The 15,785-nt window shown below is 41.2% G+C and carries 24 protein-coding genes; all 24 read right to left on the reverse strand.

Annotation, left to right across the window (positions count from 1 at the left end; all coding sequences use genetic code 11):
* Window positions 1–9: 9 nt before the first annotated feature.
* The 24 genes from EMIN_RS04870 to EMIN_RS04975 all read right to left on the reverse strand — a co-directional run bounded on the left by EMIN_RS04870 (window position 10) and on the right by EMIN_RS04975 (window position 15,783).
* Entirely contained in the window at window positions 10–303 is a 294-nt protein-coding gene (locus tag EMIN_RS04870) for a hypothetical protein (RefSeq protein WP_012415115.1), read from the reverse strand.
* A 15-nt stretch (window positions 304–318) separates the two neighbouring features.
* Complete coding sequence (locus tag EMIN_RS04875) at window positions 319–786, reverse strand: hypothetical protein (RefSeq protein WP_012415116.1); 468 nt, start codon at window positions 784–786, stop codon at window positions 319–321.
* Entirely contained in the window at window positions 787–1,302 is a 516-nt protein-coding gene (locus EMIN_RS04880; RefSeq protein ID WP_012415117.1) for a phage virion morphogenesis protein, read from the reverse strand. It lies immediately after the preceding gene.
* Window positions 1,280–1,690: a phage protein Gp36 family protein gene (locus EMIN_RS04885; protein ID WP_012415118.1), complete on the reverse strand. Its 411-nt coding sequence runs from the start codon at window positions 1,688–1,690 to the stop codon at window positions 1,280–1,282. The genes EMIN_RS04880 and EMIN_RS04885 overlap by 23 nt, the downstream gene beginning before the upstream one ends.
* Window position 1,691: 1 nt before the next feature.
* On the reverse strand, window positions 1,692–2,108 hold the full coding sequence (locus EMIN_RS04890; protein ID WP_012415119.1) for a hypothetical protein: 417 nt from the start codon (window positions 2,106–2,108) through the stop codon (window positions 1,692–1,694).
* A 49-nt stretch (window positions 2,109–2,157) separates the two neighbouring features.
* Window positions 2,158–3,081: a Mu-like prophage major head subunit gpT family protein gene (locus tag EMIN_RS04895; protein WP_012415120.1), complete on the reverse strand. Its 924-nt coding sequence runs from the start codon at window positions 3,079–3,081 to the stop codon at window positions 2,158–2,160.
* A gap of 14 nt (window positions 3,082–3,095) precedes the next feature.
* Window positions 3,096–3,476, reverse strand: coding sequence for a DUF2190 family protein (locus tag EMIN_RS04900; RefSeq protein WP_012415121.1), 381 nt, complete (start codon window positions 3,474–3,476; stop codon window positions 3,096–3,098).
* Window positions 3,477–3,490: 14 nt separating this feature from the next.
* Entirely contained in the window at window positions 3,491–4,558 is a 1,068-nt protein-coding gene (locus tag EMIN_RS04905) for an ATP-dependent Clp protease proteolytic subunit (RefSeq protein WP_012415122.1), read from the reverse strand.
* Window positions 4,551–4,721, reverse strand: coding sequence for a hypothetical protein (locus EMIN_RS08910; protein ID WP_012415123.1), 171 nt, complete (start codon window positions 4,719–4,721; stop codon window positions 4,551–4,553). Before EMIN_RS08910 ends, EMIN_RS04905 begins: the two co-directional genes overlap by 8 nt.
* A 7-nt stretch (window positions 4,722–4,728) precedes the next feature.
* The gene (locus EMIN_RS04910) at window positions 4,729–6,912 is read right to left on the reverse strand and encodes a phage portal protein family protein (RefSeq protein ID WP_012415124.1); all 2,184 of its coding nucleotides are present in this window, start codon (window positions 6,910–6,912) and stop codon (window positions 4,729–4,731) included.
* Window positions 6,913–8,322, reverse strand: coding sequence for a terminase large subunit domain-containing protein (locus tag EMIN_RS04915; protein ID WP_012415125.1), 1,410 nt, complete (start codon window positions 8,320–8,322; stop codon window positions 6,913–6,915). It abuts the gene before it with no gap.
* The gene (locus tag EMIN_RS04920; protein WP_012415126.1) at window positions 8,288–8,743 is read right to left on the reverse strand and encodes a hypothetical protein; all 456 of its coding nucleotides are present in this window, start codon (window positions 8,741–8,743) and stop codon (window positions 8,288–8,290) included. The genes EMIN_RS04915 and EMIN_RS04920 overlap by 35 nt, the downstream gene beginning before the upstream one ends.
* Window positions 8,706–9,896: a site-specific DNA-methyltransferase gene (locus EMIN_RS04925; protein WP_012415127.1), complete on the reverse strand. Its 1,191-nt coding sequence runs from the start codon at window positions 9,894–9,896 to the stop codon at window positions 8,706–8,708. Before EMIN_RS04925 ends, EMIN_RS04920 begins: the two co-directional genes overlap by 38 nt.
* Window positions 9,871–10,182: a hypothetical protein gene (locus EMIN_RS04930; protein WP_041691266.1), complete on the reverse strand. Its 312-nt coding sequence runs from the start codon at window positions 10,180–10,182 to the stop codon at window positions 9,871–9,873. Before EMIN_RS04930 ends, EMIN_RS04925 begins: the two co-directional genes overlap by 26 nt.
* A gap of 179 nt (window positions 10,183–10,361) precedes the next feature.
* The gene (locus EMIN_RS09490) at window positions 10,362–10,496 is read right to left on the reverse strand and encodes a hypothetical protein (protein WP_012415128.1); all 135 of its coding nucleotides are present in this window, start codon (window positions 10,494–10,496) and stop codon (window positions 10,362–10,364) included.
* A complete protein-coding gene (locus tag EMIN_RS04935) occupies window positions 10,496–10,873 on the reverse strand; it encodes a Lar family restriction alleviation protein (protein WP_012415129.1) in 378 nt (125 codons plus the stop codon). The genes EMIN_RS09490 and EMIN_RS04935 overlap by 1 nt, the downstream gene beginning before the upstream one ends.
* A 43-nt stretch (window positions 10,874–10,916) precedes the next feature.
* On the reverse strand, window positions 10,917–11,624 hold the full coding sequence (locus EMIN_RS04940; protein ID WP_012415130.1) for a radical SAM protein: 708 nt from the start codon (window positions 11,622–11,624) through the stop codon (window positions 10,917–10,919).
* Window positions 11,602–11,835: a hypothetical protein gene (locus tag EMIN_RS04945; protein ID WP_012415131.1), complete on the reverse strand. Its 234-nt coding sequence runs from the start codon at window positions 11,833–11,835 to the stop codon at window positions 11,602–11,604. The genes EMIN_RS04940 and EMIN_RS04945 overlap by 23 nt, the downstream gene beginning before the upstream one ends.
* Window positions 11,836–12,131: 296 nt before the next feature.
* Window positions 12,132–12,320 carry a hypothetical protein gene (locus tag EMIN_RS04950; protein WP_012415133.1) on the reverse strand — a complete coding sequence of 63 codons (189 nt, stop codon included), beginning with the start codon at window positions 12,318–12,320 and terminating at the stop codon, window positions 12,132–12,134.
* The gene (locus EMIN_RS04955) at window positions 12,320–12,700 is read right to left on the reverse strand and encodes a hypothetical protein (protein WP_012415134.1); all 381 of its coding nucleotides are present in this window, start codon (window positions 12,698–12,700) and stop codon (window positions 12,320–12,322) included. The genes EMIN_RS04950 and EMIN_RS04955 overlap by 1 nt, the downstream gene beginning before the upstream one ends.
* Window position 12,701: 1 nt before the next feature.
* Window positions 12,702–13,190, reverse strand: a complete 489-nt coding sequence (locus EMIN_RS04960; protein WP_012415135.1) for a class I SAM-dependent methyltransferase — start codon at window positions 13,188–13,190, stop codon at window positions 12,702–12,704.
* Between the two features lie 10 nt (window positions 13,191–13,200).
* Window positions 13,201–14,823 (reverse strand): class I SAM-dependent methyltransferase, encoded by a 1,623-nt coding sequence (locus EMIN_RS04965; RefSeq protein ID WP_012415136.1) that lies wholly within the window; start codon window positions 14,821–14,823, stop codon window positions 13,201–13,203.
* A gap of 9 nt (window positions 14,824–14,832) precedes the next feature.
* Window positions 14,833–15,501: a DNA-methyltransferase gene (locus EMIN_RS08915; RefSeq protein ID WP_012415137.1), complete on the reverse strand. Its 669-nt coding sequence runs from the start codon at window positions 15,499–15,501 to the stop codon at window positions 14,833–14,835.
* A gap of 27 nt (window positions 15,502–15,528) precedes the next feature.
* On the reverse strand, window positions 15,529–15,783 hold the full coding sequence (locus EMIN_RS04975) for a DUF4406 domain-containing protein (protein ID WP_012415138.1): 255 nt from the start codon (window positions 15,781–15,783) through the stop codon (window positions 15,529–15,531).
* Window positions 15,784–15,785: the final 2 nt, after the last annotated feature.

The raw sequence follows: 15,785 nt of genomic DNA on the forward strand, positions 1-15,785 counted from the left end.
TTTCTCCGTCTATTCAAAGTGTGATTCTTTGAACAGTATTTTGTTTGGGCCGACTTTATACTCGTTAGGGATATCGTCAAAAGGCATCCCCTTCTTAAAAGTAATTGCCTGACCGTTTCTAACAACTGTAAAATTGCTTTTTAGTTTTTTGCCGGACAAATCAATGATTTTACCTTTGAGAGGTTGAACATCAACATTGAATTTTGTTTCTTCCGGTTTCTTATCGTTGAAATCTGCTTTTACAGACTCTGCTTTCTTTGCGGACACAGCCGCATTTATATCTTCTTTGCTCACTTTTGTCATATATCTATCTCCTTATTAAACAATGCTGCAGGAGAACCTGCAGAGTATTCCGTAAACAACGTGATTGCCTCTTTGCATAGCACCTATTTCGCTGTTTTCATACTTCAAGTCAAACAATGCACAATCATAATTCTTGAAGGTGTTTGTTATTGCTTCCTCATATCTATAACAGGCTATAGTGTCATCATCTCCGGCTTTGTTTATAGGCATAAGACCTAAAAATACATTGAGGTTAAACACTTTAGCCACCTGCCCTTTATTGCTTCTAGGTTCAATGCCGTTGGCTTCAATACAAACAAAAGGGGTAATGTTTGATACTTCTAAAAGATTTAATTTAACAGCCTTTTCAGTTACTTCCGGAAGGACTATTCTGTCTCCGTATCTGCTGTTAATTCTTTGTATTTCACAGTTGAGTTTAGGCTTGATAATATCGTCTCTGACTATAGCTAGCACATCGCCTATATTCTTTGGTCTTGGATTCATTTATCTAACCCTCATATTAAGGCCCTTAGCTTTGAACATTGCATTGAAATAGTTGATCAGGATAAGGACAAACTCTTCATTACGCTTAGGACTTTCAAAAACTATAGGACGAGCAGGATACCATCCTTTGCTATGTCCGTCCTGATGATACCGGGCAAGCGGATTGCTGGAACCAAACTCGGCTTCAGTATCTTTGATGAGGTTGATATTATTTCCGTCGCCAGTATCTGTGAAACTTTTTCTTAACTTCCCATTCCAAACAAGAGTACCTGCAAGAGGCACTATCTTAGATTTGATGGCCTGATATTTAGCATTAAGAGGCCTCCAAACAGGGCCGTCAACCATATTACTGTTTACACGTCCGGCTTTATTGGCAAAAATAGCACTCATCCCGGCTCTAAATTGGTAGCCGAACTGCAAAAGGACGCTCTTCCAGCTTTTGACAGCAATATCGCCCATTCTTTCAAGGACTTTCTTGCTGTTGCTGTCTATGCTATAAACAACCCTTACAGCCATGCCTTTTGCCTCCTACAGTTAATTTTGTTATGGGAAGCCTCGGAGTTATTAATGATATTTGACCCATACGCAGTTCTTCAAGTAATGTGTTAGCTTCGTCTTTCAAATCCCTGTTTCTTGCTTCAGGTTTTTGCATATAAGAACTTTTGCCGTCATTCATTATTCCATCTATATCCCCGGCAACATACTTTGAGCATATTTGCTTGAGTAAACTTAAATCCGAGGCTTCTGTAATTGGTAAAACATAACGCATTCTAAGCACAGAATCTATACGCGCGGTCCACTCTTCCATAAGGCTGTTAACCTTAACTGAAGATACAGGCTCATCCGCTCCAAACTGGTAATTTTGGAAGAAAGCCTGAACATCGGAAACTGTGCAATATGCCATATTATTTACCTGCCTGTTCTTTCAAAACTTCAATTTGTTTTTTGAGGTCTTTCGCCTTAGCAGATCTTTTGTCTTTAAGGTTTGCATACTTCTCTTCTAAAAGTGCAAGGCCAGACACAGGCTCGGCCGCATGGGTATCTTCCGTAGTTTCAGCCGGGGCAATTGTTTCCTCTGCAGTAGTTTCTTCTGGTTCCGTGATTTCTACGCTTTCAACAACGCTGGCATCCGCCGGAACTTCGTTGACTTCTTCAACGCTGACAATATCTTCTTTATTAACTTTGGCCTTAACCATTAAATAAGGATCTGAAGTTAAGATTTTTAAAAGTTTCTGATCAGCGTCAACCTCTTTTTCCTGCCTTGTGAAAACATGCCCTTCAATAGAGCGTTTGTTTATCTTTGCAGTAACTATAATTTCCATATAAATCTCCTATCCTAAATTGGGGCGGCGTGAACCGCCCCAGATTTGTCTAACCGTTAACAATTTTGAGAGCTAACTGAGGGAATGCCCAGCCAGTACCAAAACGAGTATTGGCCATGTACTCTAATTTTAGATGCTTTTTATAGCTTTCGTCATTGAGTGTAGGCAATACTATTTCAGGAGCCTTTCTGTTCTGATGGATGATAGGTTTCATAGAAGAACCAGTAAAAACTAAATACCAGTCATTCGGATCAGTCAATAAGGCAGGGGATGCAATCTGAGCTCTGTTCTTAAGCACGTTATCCGCACCATTTGCCCCAAATGTAGTTGTCAAAACCTTCTGAGCCACAATTTCAAGTTCAGTAGGTACGACAACTAAAAGATTGGCGGCGGATACAGATAAATCGCCATAGAAGGGATTACCTGCATCATTGGGCAGTCTCTTAAGAGCGGCGACAGCCTTTGTGAAGTCCGCCTCAAACTGGCTGGCGGTTGTGCCGGAGCCTGTTAAGAGGTTGGAGTAAGAGGCTTTGCCGTCTTTGTGGTCGGTAGCAAAGAAGTTAGAACCGTCATAAGCAATACCCATTGAAGAGTTATTGCCGTTTTCTAACATCTTGATAACCTGCCTGAGAGGTTTGTTTGCAGCAACCGTACCCAAATCAGAGATACGAGAAGGGAATAAACCGAGGTTATCGTCCTCCACGTCCTTGCTCTGAATGGTTACGCCCCCGGCAAACTCCTCGTTTTCAATCATGTGGGATTTACCAAGTATCTGAGTGTATTTAACCTCATCGATAAACTTGTCTAAATCCGGCAACTGGTTTAAGCCAGTATAGGTTTCGCTGGCGTGAGTGGATGTAACGCTCAATGCCAACTGGCCCAAAAATCCCATGTCATACTTCTCAATGGCCTGCTGGAATTTGCCCTGCGCCGCTATATTAAGCGCGTCTAATTGTTCTTGTGTAATAGCCATATTATTGGTTCTCCTTATTTCGCATAGCCGTCAATGCGGATAGCGTTTGTGGTGTCTTTGACATCTTCTAAGATACCGCAAGCGTCGGTACCCCCAGTAGTTGCCTTTACTTTGTCATCGCTATCAAAGGCGACGGGTGTGCCAATGTTAGAAACCGCGATGGCGGCAGTAGAAGGTCTTTCAAAGACCCCTGTTTTCCATACCTTGACAGGTTCGCCTTCTTTGGCATAGCCGTCAGCTATACCAGCAAAAACTAACCCGGTCGCGGCAGGAACTACTGCGCCTGCGCCGTCATGGCACAGTAATGCGCCGAGAAAAATCTCTGCCCCGGCAGTATGGCAAACTAATTCGCCTGATTTTCTGCCGTTATCAATAAGATTGTCTGTTAAAGCCATAGTCTTTTATCTCCTTATTTGGTTTGCTGGGCGGCTTTTGTTTTTTTGAAATCTTCTTCAGATACGCCCATTTTCTTTGCGGTTGCTTTTTCCGTTTCTGTTAATTCAACAACAGCACCAGGTTCGCTACTGCCTTTTGCTTTATTGCTTAACACAACAGGCAATTTGGCAAGGTAGCCTTCAAGATCCTCAAGACCTTTAAACGCTTTAAGAGTTTCCTCTTTTACCGCTAAAGGAATACGGCCTTCGCCAGCCGCTTTATCAAATGCGGCTTCTTTCTTGGCGTTTACTACTTTTGCCGCTTCCGCCACCTTTTCAGCTTCAAGGGTTTCAACTTTCGTAGTGAGCTCTGTGTTAGAGGCTGTAAGTTGTTCCTTTTCGGCTTTTAAGGATGTTAATTCGGCTGTTTTAGCCTCGTTATCTGCTTTAATAGCCACGACATCCATATCAAAGTCGTTCTTTAAAGCCTTGATTGCTTCTTCCTTAGTTATCATTCTTTTCTCCTTTGTGGTCTTACTGCCTCTGACAGTTTCTAAGTCCACTTTTTTTAAGCTGTATTTTTCTTTTATTTCAGTTGTTAGAATAGCATCGGCAAGGCCATATTCAATGGCTTCCTCCGCCGATAAGTACAAATCTTTGCCAAATACATCGGCTTTAATCTCTTCCGGTTTTTTGCCTGTGTTCTTTGCAAGAGCCTTAAACATGTTATCGTTAAGGATTTGGAATTCTTTGAGTTCCGCTTCAATTTGTGATAAAGGCTCCGCACTATAAAGGGTGCTTAATCTAACTTCGTGTATCATTACCCTTGAATTCTCGGTAATAAAGCGTTTGCTCCCAGCACTAAATATCAGGGCGGCAGCACTATCAGCTTCTCCGAGGTTAACTGTAATAATCTCACACGGGCAGGTCGCCATAGCGTCTAAAATGGTAAACATTGCTGTAGCGGAACCGCCAAAGCAATTGACATACATTTTAATAGGCTGATTTGCTCCTATACCCTCAGACATCGCTTTAATCTGAGCCACAATATCAGTTGCGGTTTCTTTGCTTATATCCGCTGTTATATAAATCTCTCTATACATTTCTTATCTCCTCTATGCTTATTTCTTTACCCTCTTTATAGGCTTTTATGTCAGAACAAAGAGGACTGGTTAAAGCAAAATCAAGATGTGTCTTGCATTTCCTTTTGCAAGGAAAGTTCTCTGTAATTCTAAGGCCATTTTTTGTGTATGTTAAGCTATACATAAATCTCCTAAAATTGCTGAAAGTTTAAATCCACGCCAGATAAATTATCAATATCATCAGGCATTACTATGCCCGGATACCAGAACACAGGAACCAAGTGGGCGGTGCATCCAAAGTGCTTAGGCGGAAATATCATTCCATACTCAGTACCAAAAGGAGTAAATGCCCTGCCGTCCAATGTTAAACAATAATCGGTATGCTCATGTGCGTTGCCTAAGACGTAGACAAAATAAGCGATATCTCCGTCATTAAGAGAGTCTTTGTAATAGGCGCTTTCAGAGGTATTGACAGCTTGAACAACCGTCATATCGGCATCAAGTTCTATCGCATTTCCTTCTGTATAATCGTCAAGGGCCAGTCCTACTTTGGCTATGATGTTATCAATAGAGAGTCCGCTGTTAGCGTTATTAGTTACTGCATACACAACAGAAGATTTAAGTTTTTTATATTGGTTTTCTGATAGCACATTAGCGGTATTAGAAACAAAGGCTCTGAGAGGTATAGGTATATCCTTCCATTCCTCTTCCGGTATGCCTTTATCTTTGCTGTATTGCTTATGCTTGGACTGCACACCGTTAGCTTTGGTATATTCTTCTGCCCAGAACCAACCCTGACTGCAGAGCCAGCCTATTTTGCGTTTAAGGAGAGATTGATACTCGGCATAGCTGATGTTATCCAGCATATCTGCAATACCATTAGCCCCTTTTGTCTCAAGATGGCGGCGTGTTTTATAAACTATTTTCTCACTTAAAACTAAAAGCTGTCCTCTCATAAAGCGTGTGAGGTCATTGACATACATATTAACGCCTTCAACCCATTCATCAGTCTTAGCGTTCTTTAAATTCTTTACAGCCGGGGGAAATTCCCTTTCTTCATCATCTTCCAGCTCAGGCTCTGCAGGCGGTTCGGATGGAGGCACAGGAGGAGTAGGCGGAGGATTTTTTTTCTGCTTCTCAATATTCTCGTTCATTTCTTCATCGGTAAGTTCTCTCATGCCCAGCTTATAGCGGATATCTTGCTCGTCCTGAGGGGTCGTGCTGATGGTTCCGTTAACGATAAACTGGTTAATCTTATCAAGGTTAGCCAAAATCTCATCTCTGTTAAAGTTATTACAGATGAGTTCCGGATAATAATCCATAGGCCCCCAGTTAACAAGGCAGATAGCCTTTAAAATCTCTTTATTAAAGACCTCTTCTATGTAGTTAACCACGGCCTGCTCGGAACGCATGAACATTTTATACTGTGTTTCGCCTACAGAATAAGAGCCTGTTCCAGTAGAGCCTAAAGAGAGAAAATTGGCAAGTACGCTATCACGCATTTGTGCGTCCATAGAGAAAACAGTCTCTTTATAAAAAGCGACATTTGCCTGAGGATAGATGACATTGAGGTCTACTTTGTTTGAGGTTATCATTCCTACTGATTTATCTTCTGCGACAGCTACTGATATAGCTTCTAAATTCTTATAATCTTGGCTTTTAGGATCAGCGCTCTTTTCATCAACTTTAAAATGGAAAATACCAGTATTGGCTTTGTTTCCGGCACTATCCCAATTCCTGAGCTGATTTCTTTTAATCTTATGGACTTCATAGCTGGGTCTGAGCAGGCTGTTGCCCCAGTAATCTTCGCCTTCCTGGTCAAACACAAAGAAAATTAAATCTTCAAAGGGAATAAAGTATTCTTTACCCTTTACAGATTGTTTGATTTGTCTTTTTTCAAGGTCAATATCAGCGATGGTTACTTGTGGTCTGAACTGCAGGTCTATAACCTGAATTTGCTGTCCGTCAATCTCTACCATCTTCCATACCTTCTCAAACACAGCAAAGCCAAAAGGAAGCATAGTTAAGAAAGTAGAAAGTAATTTATAAAAAGTGGTATCCGCCTCTTCCCAGAAGTATTTATACATTAAGGCTGCACGGTCCATATCAACCCTTTCTTCTGACTGGCTTCTTATATTCCAAGTAGCACCCTGAATAGGGCTGGAGATGCAGGATAGGATGCTTTTAATAGTGGTGTCGCCCTTTCTCATTCTTTCATAAACATTAACGCCAGCAGAACCTCTGAGAATTGTCAAAGGTTCATTAGAGTTGCCATACTTAGGGCTGTCTGTACCGGAAGCAGTAGAATGAGATGTAATGATAGCCTCATTCTTATTGCCCTTTTTAAAATTTATTTCAAATGGTCCTATTTTCATTTATTCTTCCCTATTCCTTCTAATTGGTATGGCTGTTGCAACTGCACGACCGCTAGAAGAACTAACTAAAATTTTTATTGCGTCTATAAGCGTATCCACAAAGTCATCATGGTCTCCGTTTGGAAAAGATAAAGCCTCAATTAAAATCTCGTCCTTACAATGTATTCTTGAGTATATCTTGACCTTTCTATTTGATAGGGAGGCGGTTGCATTATTTGCCCTTTCCACCTTATCTACGCTTCTGTCTTTAAAGAACTCTTTTAATTCAGCTTCGTCCGGCATCATTAATTCTTTGTCATCGCTGAAGGTCTGGTTTAAAAATATGCCATGCCCTTTAGGTTCAATCCAAGCCTTCCTATATCCCCAGACAGAGTGCTGTTTAATAATCGGCCTTAATCTGCCGTCTGCCTCTTTAGCTTCTATACGCTCACGGAATATGCTGGTTAAATATAAGTCATCCTTATACACGCCCCAGTTAGCACAAACCGTATAATCGTTCTCCTGCCCCTTTTTATAAGAGGTGTCCGATGTGGAGAATGTATAGTCAAAGGTTTCCGGCAACTCATCAACAAACTCAAACATTTCAGCCTTAAACTTATTACCGCCCTCAACAATAGGACTTTGCTGGTAAAGGGAAGCGAACTCCCCCGGTGTTAATATGCCCCTTTGCTTATTTAAGAAAGCAAGGCTCCTTAATTCAGGGAATAGGGCCTCTCCGTTTGGCATAATTGCCGGATAAGAAAATGAAATAAGCTCATCTTTGCTTATGTTCTTTGTTATCCAGCCTATAAGGTCGCTCTCATGCCATCGGCTGTGCAATACCACTACCATTGAGCGTTCCTGCCTTCTGGTAATAATATCTGCCCTGAACCTGCTGGCAATCTTGTCTCTCATGGTCTTAGAAAGTGCGTCCTCTTTATTTCTGTAAGGATCGTCAATAAGAGAGATATGCGAAGGGTGGCCTATATTGCCTGCCCCCATAAGTCTAAAATTGACCTTGCCGTTTGGCCCTTCCGGGTTGTATATCTGAAATGTTTCAGATGTATCTTTCAAAGTGCTGGACTTTCTCTGTCCAAATATCGCCATGTATTCTGGCGACTCCAAAATAATATCGACATCAATCTTTGTCTCATCCCTTAAATCTTCTGCTGCGGTGTAGAAGTTAAATCTCAGCTCAGGATGTAACCCTATCAACCAACAAAGAAAATGCCTTAAAACCCTGCTCTTGCCATGCTGTACTGGTGCTTCTATGGTTGAAATCGGCAACTCTTTTTTTAAAAATCTGAAATAGACTTCATACTGCAAAAAATCGCACAACTCTCTAAGCCACCATCCGGTATGCCCTTTAGCTACATACCGATAGAATGTATAGAAATCACTTTGCACTTCCTTTTGCAGATTTTTTTTCATTTTTCATCTTTGCTTTCTTCTCAGCCATAATTTTAAGTATCGTCTCTTCATCAAGAACATTCTTACTTTCAACAGTTGCATCAACAGTCAATGACTGCCTATTCCCAAATTCATCTGCTGCCTTTTTCTCTAAATACCACCGGGCAGTCTGTGGGTTTCCCAAATCATTAAATACCGTTTGCTTTGCTTTTAAGACGGGATTTTGCTTCAATTTGTCAATTCTGTCCGAGAACTCCCTGTCTTTTTTAAGAGCCAAATAAAAAGAGTCTCTTGAAACTTTGGCGAAAACACATGCCTGAACTGCATTGCAACCTATAGAAAATGCGTACTCCAATTGTCGGACAGAGGCTTCATCATCAAGCAAACTGGGGCGACCTACCCTTCTAGTTCCCTTTTTTGCTGTCTTTTTTTTCTTCTTCATAAGTCTTTCCTGTGTTCTTCAGTACGGCCTTTTCTCCGGTATAGTTCTGCCAGCGTTCAATAATCAGGTCGCAATATTTAGGATCAATCTCTATGCCCAGGCAAACCTTCTTCATCTTCTCACAAGCTATTAAGGTACTGCCACTACCCATAAAAGCGTCAAAGACAACTTCAAAGGGTTCTAGTTCTTTAAAGATATCTATGCATACGCCGACAGGCTTTTGTGTTGGGTGGATGCGTGTCTTTAATTCTTCTTTATGGCTGCCTTCTCTTGTATAACCACTCCACACATGGCTGAATATACGCAGGTTGCCATCACTTCGTACCCAAGCTATCTCTCCATCAGCAAAGTTGTTAGAATCCATTTCGCCCCTTTTATTCCATACAAGCCATCTTCTGCTTACTGGGAGAAAGTCTGCAAAATAGTTTGCACCCCAAATCAACATATCTTTGAGGTTTAGTTCTTTTGCCAACTCATAAAATGCTCTTGCTGTGGCGGTGTCATTATCTCCGATTATCGGCTTATACTTTTTACCGCTACTCCCTATTGCGCCACTCTTGGCTATATCTATCCCATAAGGAGGGTCTGTAAATATAAAATCAGCTTCTTTGGCGGAGATTGCGTCAAAACTTTCTTTTTTTGTGCTGTCACCACATAATAATCTGTGCTTACCCAAAAGCCAAACATTCCCGGTCTTAGTGACAGCAGGAGCATTGTCTATGCTGGGTAAATCATCTATGTTTTCTTCTAATACGATTGTTTCCGGCATCTGAACTTCATCAATATCGGTAAAGCCTAGAATGTCCAGTTTGCCGCCAAGTTCAATAATGGCTGCTGTTTCTAGTTTTAACTTCTCAATATCAAACCCGGTATTTAAAGCAATTTTATTATGCGCCAAAATATATTGTTTCTTTTGAACTTTTGAAAGGTGGGAGAGTTGGATAACTTCAACTTCTTTATGACCAAGTTGTTTTAATGCCTCATATCTGCCGTGGCCTTCAATGATTACAAAGTTCTCGTCAATGGCAATAGGATCATTGAAGCCAAACTCCAGAATACTTGCTTTTATCTGGTCTATTTGGCTCTGAGGATGCTCCTTAGCATTATTGATGTAGGGAGTAATCTTATTAAGCGATATTTTTAATATCTGCATGTTTACTCCTTTTCTTTTCCATCCTGTAAGCAAAAACACAACGGACTATAAACCAAAACATCCACCAAAAGAGTGGATATAAAAAAGCGTTCCCAAAACTAACCTTGATAAGGGTTAAAGTTTTGAAGAACAATAAAAAGAAAACCGTGCTGAAGAAACTGATTATTGATTTTTGTGCCGCTGTGTAGATGGCGTGGCGGAAGTTGGCGATAAAGGCATGACGCTTGCGATTTTGAATCGCTTTAGTGGACATGTCCATATTATTTAAGTCTGCATTTTTAGACATAAAAAGCCCCCGACCAACCTATGCTCAAGGTCGACCGGGGGCTAATATGTAAGAGGTGTTAAATAAAAAAATACGACAAAACCTCAAGGCATTTCTGCCTAAGTCTCATCGCATATAAATATTAAAGCATATTGTCCCCAAAAAGTCAAGTCTTTTTTATAAACGCTGTTTTGGGGCTGTTAGCAGCGGCCAAAATTTGACGCTTTTTTTATCTTCTCAACAATCTCTTCAAGAGTTAGGGTTTTAGGAAAGTTTATTATTTTCCCACTATTACTAATTTTTAAAAACGGCACATATTTTTTATTTTCCGACATTATTTTGCCCTCCTGTTCCAGGCTTTTATGGCCTCTTGTTTGGTGTATTTGTATTTATCATCTGCATTAAAAATAATGCAGTTCATGTTGCCGCAAACAACGCTATAACCGTCAATCCTTTGCCCCTCAAATTCACCGCGCCGGGGGTATCTATCTGTCCTTTTTATAACAGCCCTTTCGCCGCAAAATGGGCAAGGCTTTAGGTTTTTATCTTTAAGGCGGCAGTTGCACTGGGGCCTTATACACATACCCGTACAAACATTTTCGTCATGGCATATTTTCTCTTTCATACCGCCTCCTCTGCTTCCTGTTTGGGCGGCGTTTGCTGCTTCTTTGGCAGCCTTTAACTCTGCTTGTTCCTCTTTACTCATAGCCATAGTTAGAAGCCCCCTACAAAGTCAATTACCGCACAATTTGCAGTCATTTAATTCTTCGCATAAAGCTTTCTTTAAACTTTATTTTGGGGTTATCTTTTAGGCGGTTGTAAATATATGACAGCCGCTTATATAAAAGCCACGTTAGGCGCTGTTCCGGCTCGTTTTTATAGTCAAGCTTAAAGCCATTTAAACACCCTACCCAAATATCGCCTGTACAAAAAGGCTCTACAGCTTTGACAATCAAGCCCGGCTCGGTTAAAAACGGTTCTATGCTTACGGATGTTTTAAAGCCACATCTATGCAAATGTTCCAAGGCTCTTAAACGGCTTTCATAGCTTGGCGCGTTCGGCTCAAAATGTGCGCTTGTCGCTTCCACCTGTGAAGTTATAGTTATTCTTACTTCTATAAGTTCATCAGATTTTATATGCCTTGTAAATTCCCGTGCCACTCTTAATGACATCTTGCTAACCACTAAAACCCTGTTGCCCCTGTCTAAAAGGTCTTGTATTATCTTAAAACAATGGCGGTAATTTTTTTCGTGTATATCGTGCGTTGTTGGGTACATAATAACGCCCTTGTACCTACAGATTTTAGGTTCCTTGGTGTATTCTTCGGTATACTTCCCCGTAGGGTGTAGTTTAAAGCGCTTAGCTATGCGCGTCGCATAGCAATATATGCACCCGTGTATACAGCCTATTTGGCTATTTACAGAGTGGCTGCTCCATTCTTTAGTGCCTGTTTTCTTTTTCATTTTTAACCTCAATATTTTGTAAAATTTCCGTCTTAAGTTTCTCTGACGGTTCGTTTCCGGTAGAGTGGTCCTTAAAAGAGTAATGTCCATCGGCAAATTTAAGTACCGTTATGCGATCATCCACAACCCATGCTGCACATAAATCTTTCATAAGACATACGCCTAACAAGCCAAAGCTATTTTGCAATAAACTTCTACGTTCTATTTTCATCTACCCACCTCCCGCAATGGACAATCTTTTGGTGTATTTCTGTACATTCTGTGTGTATTTTTATCTGTTCCCAAACACTTATGCGAACGAGTTTTCCTTATCGGGTTTGGCGTTGGTACCTCATTTATACAATGAGGGCAAAGCCTGTTGCCTTTAATTATTACCGATAACATTTTTAGGCTCCCATTTTTTAAAATTTATGCAACCTTTATAGCCGCCGCTGCATTGGCCTTTATTGCGCCAGTATAGGGCGCATTCCCAGCACCGCTTTTCGCGTTTGCCGTGAGGTAATTTTTTCATAAATCTACCTCTTGTTCTTTTGCCAACTTTTCCATATCGGCGCGATTATTAAGGACCCACTTGTTGATGATGGAAATAGTTGCGCCCTCTTCGTTAAGGTCTTGCCTTGTGAGCTCGGCTATTTTTTTCAAAGCCGCGCCGATAATTTGAAATTGCAAATAAAGCTCTTTTATTTTTCTTTGCATTATTCCTCCAAAAGTTCTTTAATCCATATCTTAAACGCCTCTATAAAAGGCTCCGTAGTGGTTGTGCAAGCCCAACCACAAAACCCGATAAAACCGTCGCTATTAAAAGATATGGCCTCTCTTCCTGTAAAATAATCAGCCCGACAGTAGATATATGCTTCCCGCATGCCCCCCCTGTAATCTTTTTTAAATACTGGGGCATATTTTTTGGGTTTCATTGTTACGCATAGGTCATTAATTCCTGAAGTGTTTTTTCTTAAAGTTTCGTCAAGGATTTTAACGAGCCTTAAAAACATTGCTTCGCTAATATCAGAATACTTTAAACCTGATTTTTCCCATTCTTTACGCGCCATATCATTCATAGATTCTTTTTTGCTCATACTATTTTGCCTCCTTGAAAAATACACAAAAATATGTGTTTTTAAACCCGCTATTTGATTTGGCGGTGTGTGTAATTACCGGCTTTTCCGGCGTAAGGCTTAGAACCTCTTTTAAGGATATGTCGGCGTCGCACCACTTAAAAATAAGCGTACCGGCCGGCTTTAATACGCGGAAGCATTCACTAAAGCCTTTTGCTAAATCCTTTTTCCATTTGCCGAAGTGCTCAAGCGTTCCGTACTTTGTGTACATAAAACTTTTTTTGCCGCAAAAAAGATGGGGCGGATCAAATATAACCAAAGAGAAAGAGTCATCTTTAAAATCCATATTTCGGAAGTCGTGTATTTTGTCCGGCATAACCCCGAAATAACCGCCATTTGACATTTTGCGAACGGGCTCATATCTTTTGTCGCAAAATAAAACCCGGCAATCGTCCTTATCGCAGTAAAACATCTTTCCGCCGCAACATACATCTAATATTTGTTTGTCCATAAAAACCCTCTTAAGCTAAAAGTTTTATATCGTGGCCCAGCTTAGCCCCGTGGTTTCTGTTAAAATACGAGCTGACCTCGTGTGTGGGTATATCAAGCTCTTGGCTTGCGTCCTCAGCGTTGCGGAGCCAGCCTAATATGCGCCCGGCTTCAATGTTTAAAGCCTTTGAAAACTCAAGCGCAAATTTAATATGGATAGAGCCCTTTTTATAAGCGCGCACCTCCATGAAGGGCTTGCTGTCGTCTCCATATTCAAAAGTGCGCTGTCCGCCGGGTGTCCATTCAAAGTTAAAGCTGTTCTGATGAACGCTGAAACCGAGGTTCTTGCCTATGGTGCAAAGGTCATTTAAAAGCGCATGGCAGTCATTGTGGAGGCCATTAGGGTATGAATATGCTTCATAACTGCTCTGTGCAAAACACTTCCACACATTTTTGACAATACGATAGTCCAGCTTATAATGCGTTTCTTTTCTCTCATTCCGCCTATTCCACCGCCAATCGTCCGTCTTAAAAACTTTGTTGGACTTATAAGCTGAAACGTTCTCCGCATCGCTCAAATCCAAATACATATCCACAAGCTGCTTGTCCAGATATCGGTTGGCGTTCTTAATCGCCCAGAGGACAACCATGTAGGCATTGGACGAAGTAAAATCAATGCTGGTGTGTTCTTGTAAGGTATTCAGCAGGTCCGCTCGGCTGCCGCTAGTAAGGCGGCCGGTGATAGTGTCCATGTGGTCAAAAAGTTCTTTCCAATAAAGGGATTTTGTGCCCTCTAACTTTGTCTTTAAGCTCTCACAAAGTCCTTCTACTGAGACATTAAGCTCTTTGAATATATCAGCGTCCAGCGTTTCAAGCACTCTGTAATTTTTAAGGATTTTTGCCATATCTGCGCCGTAGAGTTCGCAAAGATTATCTATGAGGTTTTGACCTTTCACAAGTCCATTTTTAATATCATCGGCTTTACGCTCTGCGCGAGCATAGGCGTTATCGTCCGTTTTGTCAGCTTGCAACTTAAAAAAATCTTCAAACCACGTTTTAAATGGGTCAACTTCTGCACGGTCTCTGTAGCTTTCGCAGAGGTCAACTCTGATTATGTCAACCACGGCGCGGGCGGCGCGTTCAGCGTCTTTAAAATCTGTGTGGCCTATGACATAGTGGCGGGCCTTACGCTTTTTAAGCGCGGCTTTGATTACTTCGTTATCTTTCCATCTCTGTGGGATAATCAGATAAACGTGCTTTGCATTAGCCTCCTTGATAATCCGGGCCGCCCAGAGTTCATATTGTGAATACGGTGGATTGCAAAAAATCATGTCCACTTTTTTGTCTATAAGAGTCTGCTGGTGAAAGTCTGTGCCTAGAATAAAAATATCGGCGGGGTAGCGGCTCATTAAAATATCGGACTTTTCAATCGCATATTTTGTTATTTCGCGCCCTCCTTCTTTTTCGCTTTTGCAGAGAGCCGCAAACTCATTTAAAAAGCCGCCATTGCCCGCGCCGATGTCCAAAACGCTGTCTATATTGCGCTCTTTGGCATTGCAGTATATTGTGGCTACCATCTCTTTGGTAGTTGGGTAAAACTCAAAATCCTGCCCGCTTTCTTTAAGCTGTGTAATTAATGCTGTGTTTTTCTGCATACCTATTCCTTAAAATAATTTCCCTTGCCGTAATTCAGCTTCTATACGATGGCATGATATGTCAAAATATTTTGGGTCAATTTCAATGCCAATAAACTTACGATTTAAGCGTGCGCACGCAACACCAGTGGTGCCGCTACCCATAAAAGGGTCTAATACTAACTGTCCCTCATTGGTATACAGACTTATCAGTTCCTCTATGAGTTCTAGGGGTTTTTGGGTGGGGTGTTGTTTATTACCGCGCTCAACTAAATATCTATAAATAGCGGCCTTACCACCACCATTCCATTTTTTCATGCCATTGTTGTGCATGATGGCGATACCTTCTCCACCCTGCGCGGGCCTATCTCCTGTCATTTGTGGCATGTTCGTAATTTTGTCCCATATTCCAGCCCTAATCCAAGCTTCCCCTGCGCCGTCCCTATATTGCCCTAACTGTTCAAATGAACAAAATGCCAACACCCAAAATCTGCTTTTTCCCAGTAATGTTTTAGCCAATAAAGCAGGGCTTTCTAAAGGCGCAAAATTTATGTCAGAAAATTTTTTATCCGCACCGTTATGTGTTTTTTCATCATAAGGAGGATCGGTAATAATTGCGTCCACACGTTCAATGGTTTGCATAACTTCCAAACAGTCCCCCAAATACAGCGTGCAGTTGCCAATAATCTCTTTTCTCATACCTACCTCTCAATTTTCACGGGAATATCAAACTTTGCTTTTTTGCCAGTCGCCAAAAACCACCATAATGTCCGCGTCAGCAAGCATTTTAATGGCTTCGCGCATGTAAAAGCTGTAAGGCTTTTTAAAACCGTGCTTTTGGCCTATTACGGCGGGGTTTAAAATGTTTTTGTACCCGCGGCTGCGGAGCTCAGCCTCTTTCTCAAAAAAGGCCTGCTGGTTAAAGTTTTCTTTGTTGCTCATGGCACTGCTTATATAAATTTTTGCGTTAAAATTTTCCATAT

Source organism: Elusimicrobium minutum Pei191 (genome assembly GCF_000020145.1).
In the GTDB taxonomy this organism is placed as follows: Bacteria; Elusimicrobiota; Elusimicrobia; order Elusimicrobiales; family Elusimicrobiaceae; genus Elusimicrobium; species Elusimicrobium minutum.

What these genes read in the sequence shown, in the direction of transcription:
- EMIN_RS04935 (WP_012415129.1), bottom strand. Translation starts at nt 10,873, where the DNA reads ATGGCTATGAGTAAAGAGGAACAAGCAGAGTTAAAGGCTGCCAAAGAA.
- EMIN_RS04965 (WP_012415136.1), bottom strand. Translation starts at nt 14,823, where the DNA reads ATGCAGAAAAACACAGCATTAATTACACAGCTTAAAGAAAGCGGGCAG.
- EMIN_RS04915 (WP_012415125.1), bottom strand. Translation starts at nt 8,322, where the DNA reads ATGAAAAAAAATCTGCAAAAGGAAGTGCAAAGTGATTTCTATACATTC.
- EMIN_RS04895 (WP_012415120.1), bottom strand. Translation starts at nt 3,081, where the DNA reads ATGGCTATTACACAAGAACAATTAGACGCGCTTAATATAGCGGCGCAG.
- EMIN_RS04900 (WP_012415121.1), bottom strand. Translation starts at nt 3,476, where the DNA reads ATGGCTTTAACAGACAATCTTATTGATAACGGCAGAAAATCAGGCGAA.
- EMIN_RS04925 (WP_012415127.1), bottom strand. Translation starts at nt 9,896, where the DNA reads ATGCAGATATTAAAAATATCGCTTAATAAGATTACTCCCTACATCAAT.
- EMIN_RS04930 (WP_041691266.1), bottom strand. Translation starts at nt 10,182, where the DNA reads ATGTCTAAAAATGCAGACTTAAATAATATGGACATGTCCACTAAAGCG.
- EMIN_RS04940 (WP_012415130.1), bottom strand. Translation starts at nt 11,624, where the DNA reads ATGAAAAAGAAAACAGGCACTAAAGAATGGAGCAGCCACTCTGTAAAT.
- EMIN_RS04955 (WP_012415134.1), bottom strand. Translation starts at nt 12,700, where the DNA reads ATGAGCAAAAAAGAATCTATGAATGATATGGCGCGTAAAGAATGGGAA.
- EMIN_RS04885 (WP_012415118.1), bottom strand. Translation starts at nt 1,690, where the DNA reads ATGGCATATTGCACAGTTTCCGATGTTCAGGCTTTCTTCCAAAATTAC.
- EMIN_RS04950 (WP_012415133.1), bottom strand. Translation starts at nt 12,320, where the DNA reads ATGCAAAGAAAAATAAAAGAGCTTTATTTGCAATTTCAAATTATCGGC.
- EMIN_RS04960 (WP_012415135.1), bottom strand. Translation starts at nt 13,190, where the DNA reads ATGGACAAACAAATATTAGATGTATGTTGCGGCGGAAAGATGTTTTAC.
- EMIN_RS04910 (WP_012415124.1), bottom strand. Translation starts at nt 6,912, where the DNA reads ATGAAAATAGGACCATTTGAAATAAATTTTAAAAAGGGCAATAAGAAT.
- EMIN_RS04920 (WP_012415126.1), bottom strand. Translation starts at nt 8,743, where the DNA reads ATGAAGAAGAAAAAAAAGACAGCAAAAAAGGGAACTAGAAGGGTAGGT.
- EMIN_RS08910 (WP_012415123.1), bottom strand. Translation starts at nt 4,721, where the DNA reads ATGTATAGCTTAACATACACAAAAAATGGCCTTAGAATTACAGAGAAC.
- EMIN_RS04875 (WP_012415116.1), bottom strand. Translation starts at nt 786, where the DNA reads ATGAATCCAAGACCAAAGAATATAGGCGATGTGCTAGCTATAGTCAGA.
- EMIN_RS08915 (WP_012415137.1), bottom strand. Translation starts at nt 15,501, where the DNA reads ATGAGAAAAGAGATTATTGGCAACTGCACGCTGTATTTGGGGGACTGT.
- EMIN_RS04870 (WP_012415115.1), bottom strand. Translation starts at nt 303, where the DNA reads ATGACAAAAGTGAGCAAAGAAGATATAAATGCGGCTGTGTCCGCAAAG.
- EMIN_RS04890 (WP_012415119.1), bottom strand. Translation starts at nt 2,108, where the DNA reads ATGGAAATTATAGTTACTGCAAAGATAAACAAACGCTCTATTGAAGGG.
- EMIN_RS04905 (WP_012415122.1), bottom strand. Translation starts at nt 4,558, where the DNA reads ATGTATAGAGAGATTTATATAACAGCGGATATAAGCAAAGAAACCGCA.
- EMIN_RS04975 (WP_012415138.1), bottom strand. Translation starts at nt 15,783, where the DNA reads ATGGAAAATTTTAACGCAAAAATTTATATAAGCAGTGCCATGAGCAAC.
- EMIN_RS04880 (WP_012415117.1), bottom strand. Translation starts at nt 1,302, where the DNA reads ATGGCTGTAAGGGTTGTTTATAGCATAGACAGCAACAGCAAGAAAGTC.
- EMIN_RS09490 (WP_012415128.1), bottom strand. Translation starts at nt 10,496, where the DNA reads ATGTCGGAAAATAAAAAATATGTGCCGTTTTTAAAAATTAGTAATAGT.
- EMIN_RS04945 (WP_012415131.1), bottom strand. Translation starts at nt 11,835, where the DNA reads ATGAAAATAGAACGTAGAAGTTTATTGCAAAATAGCTTTGGCTTGTTA.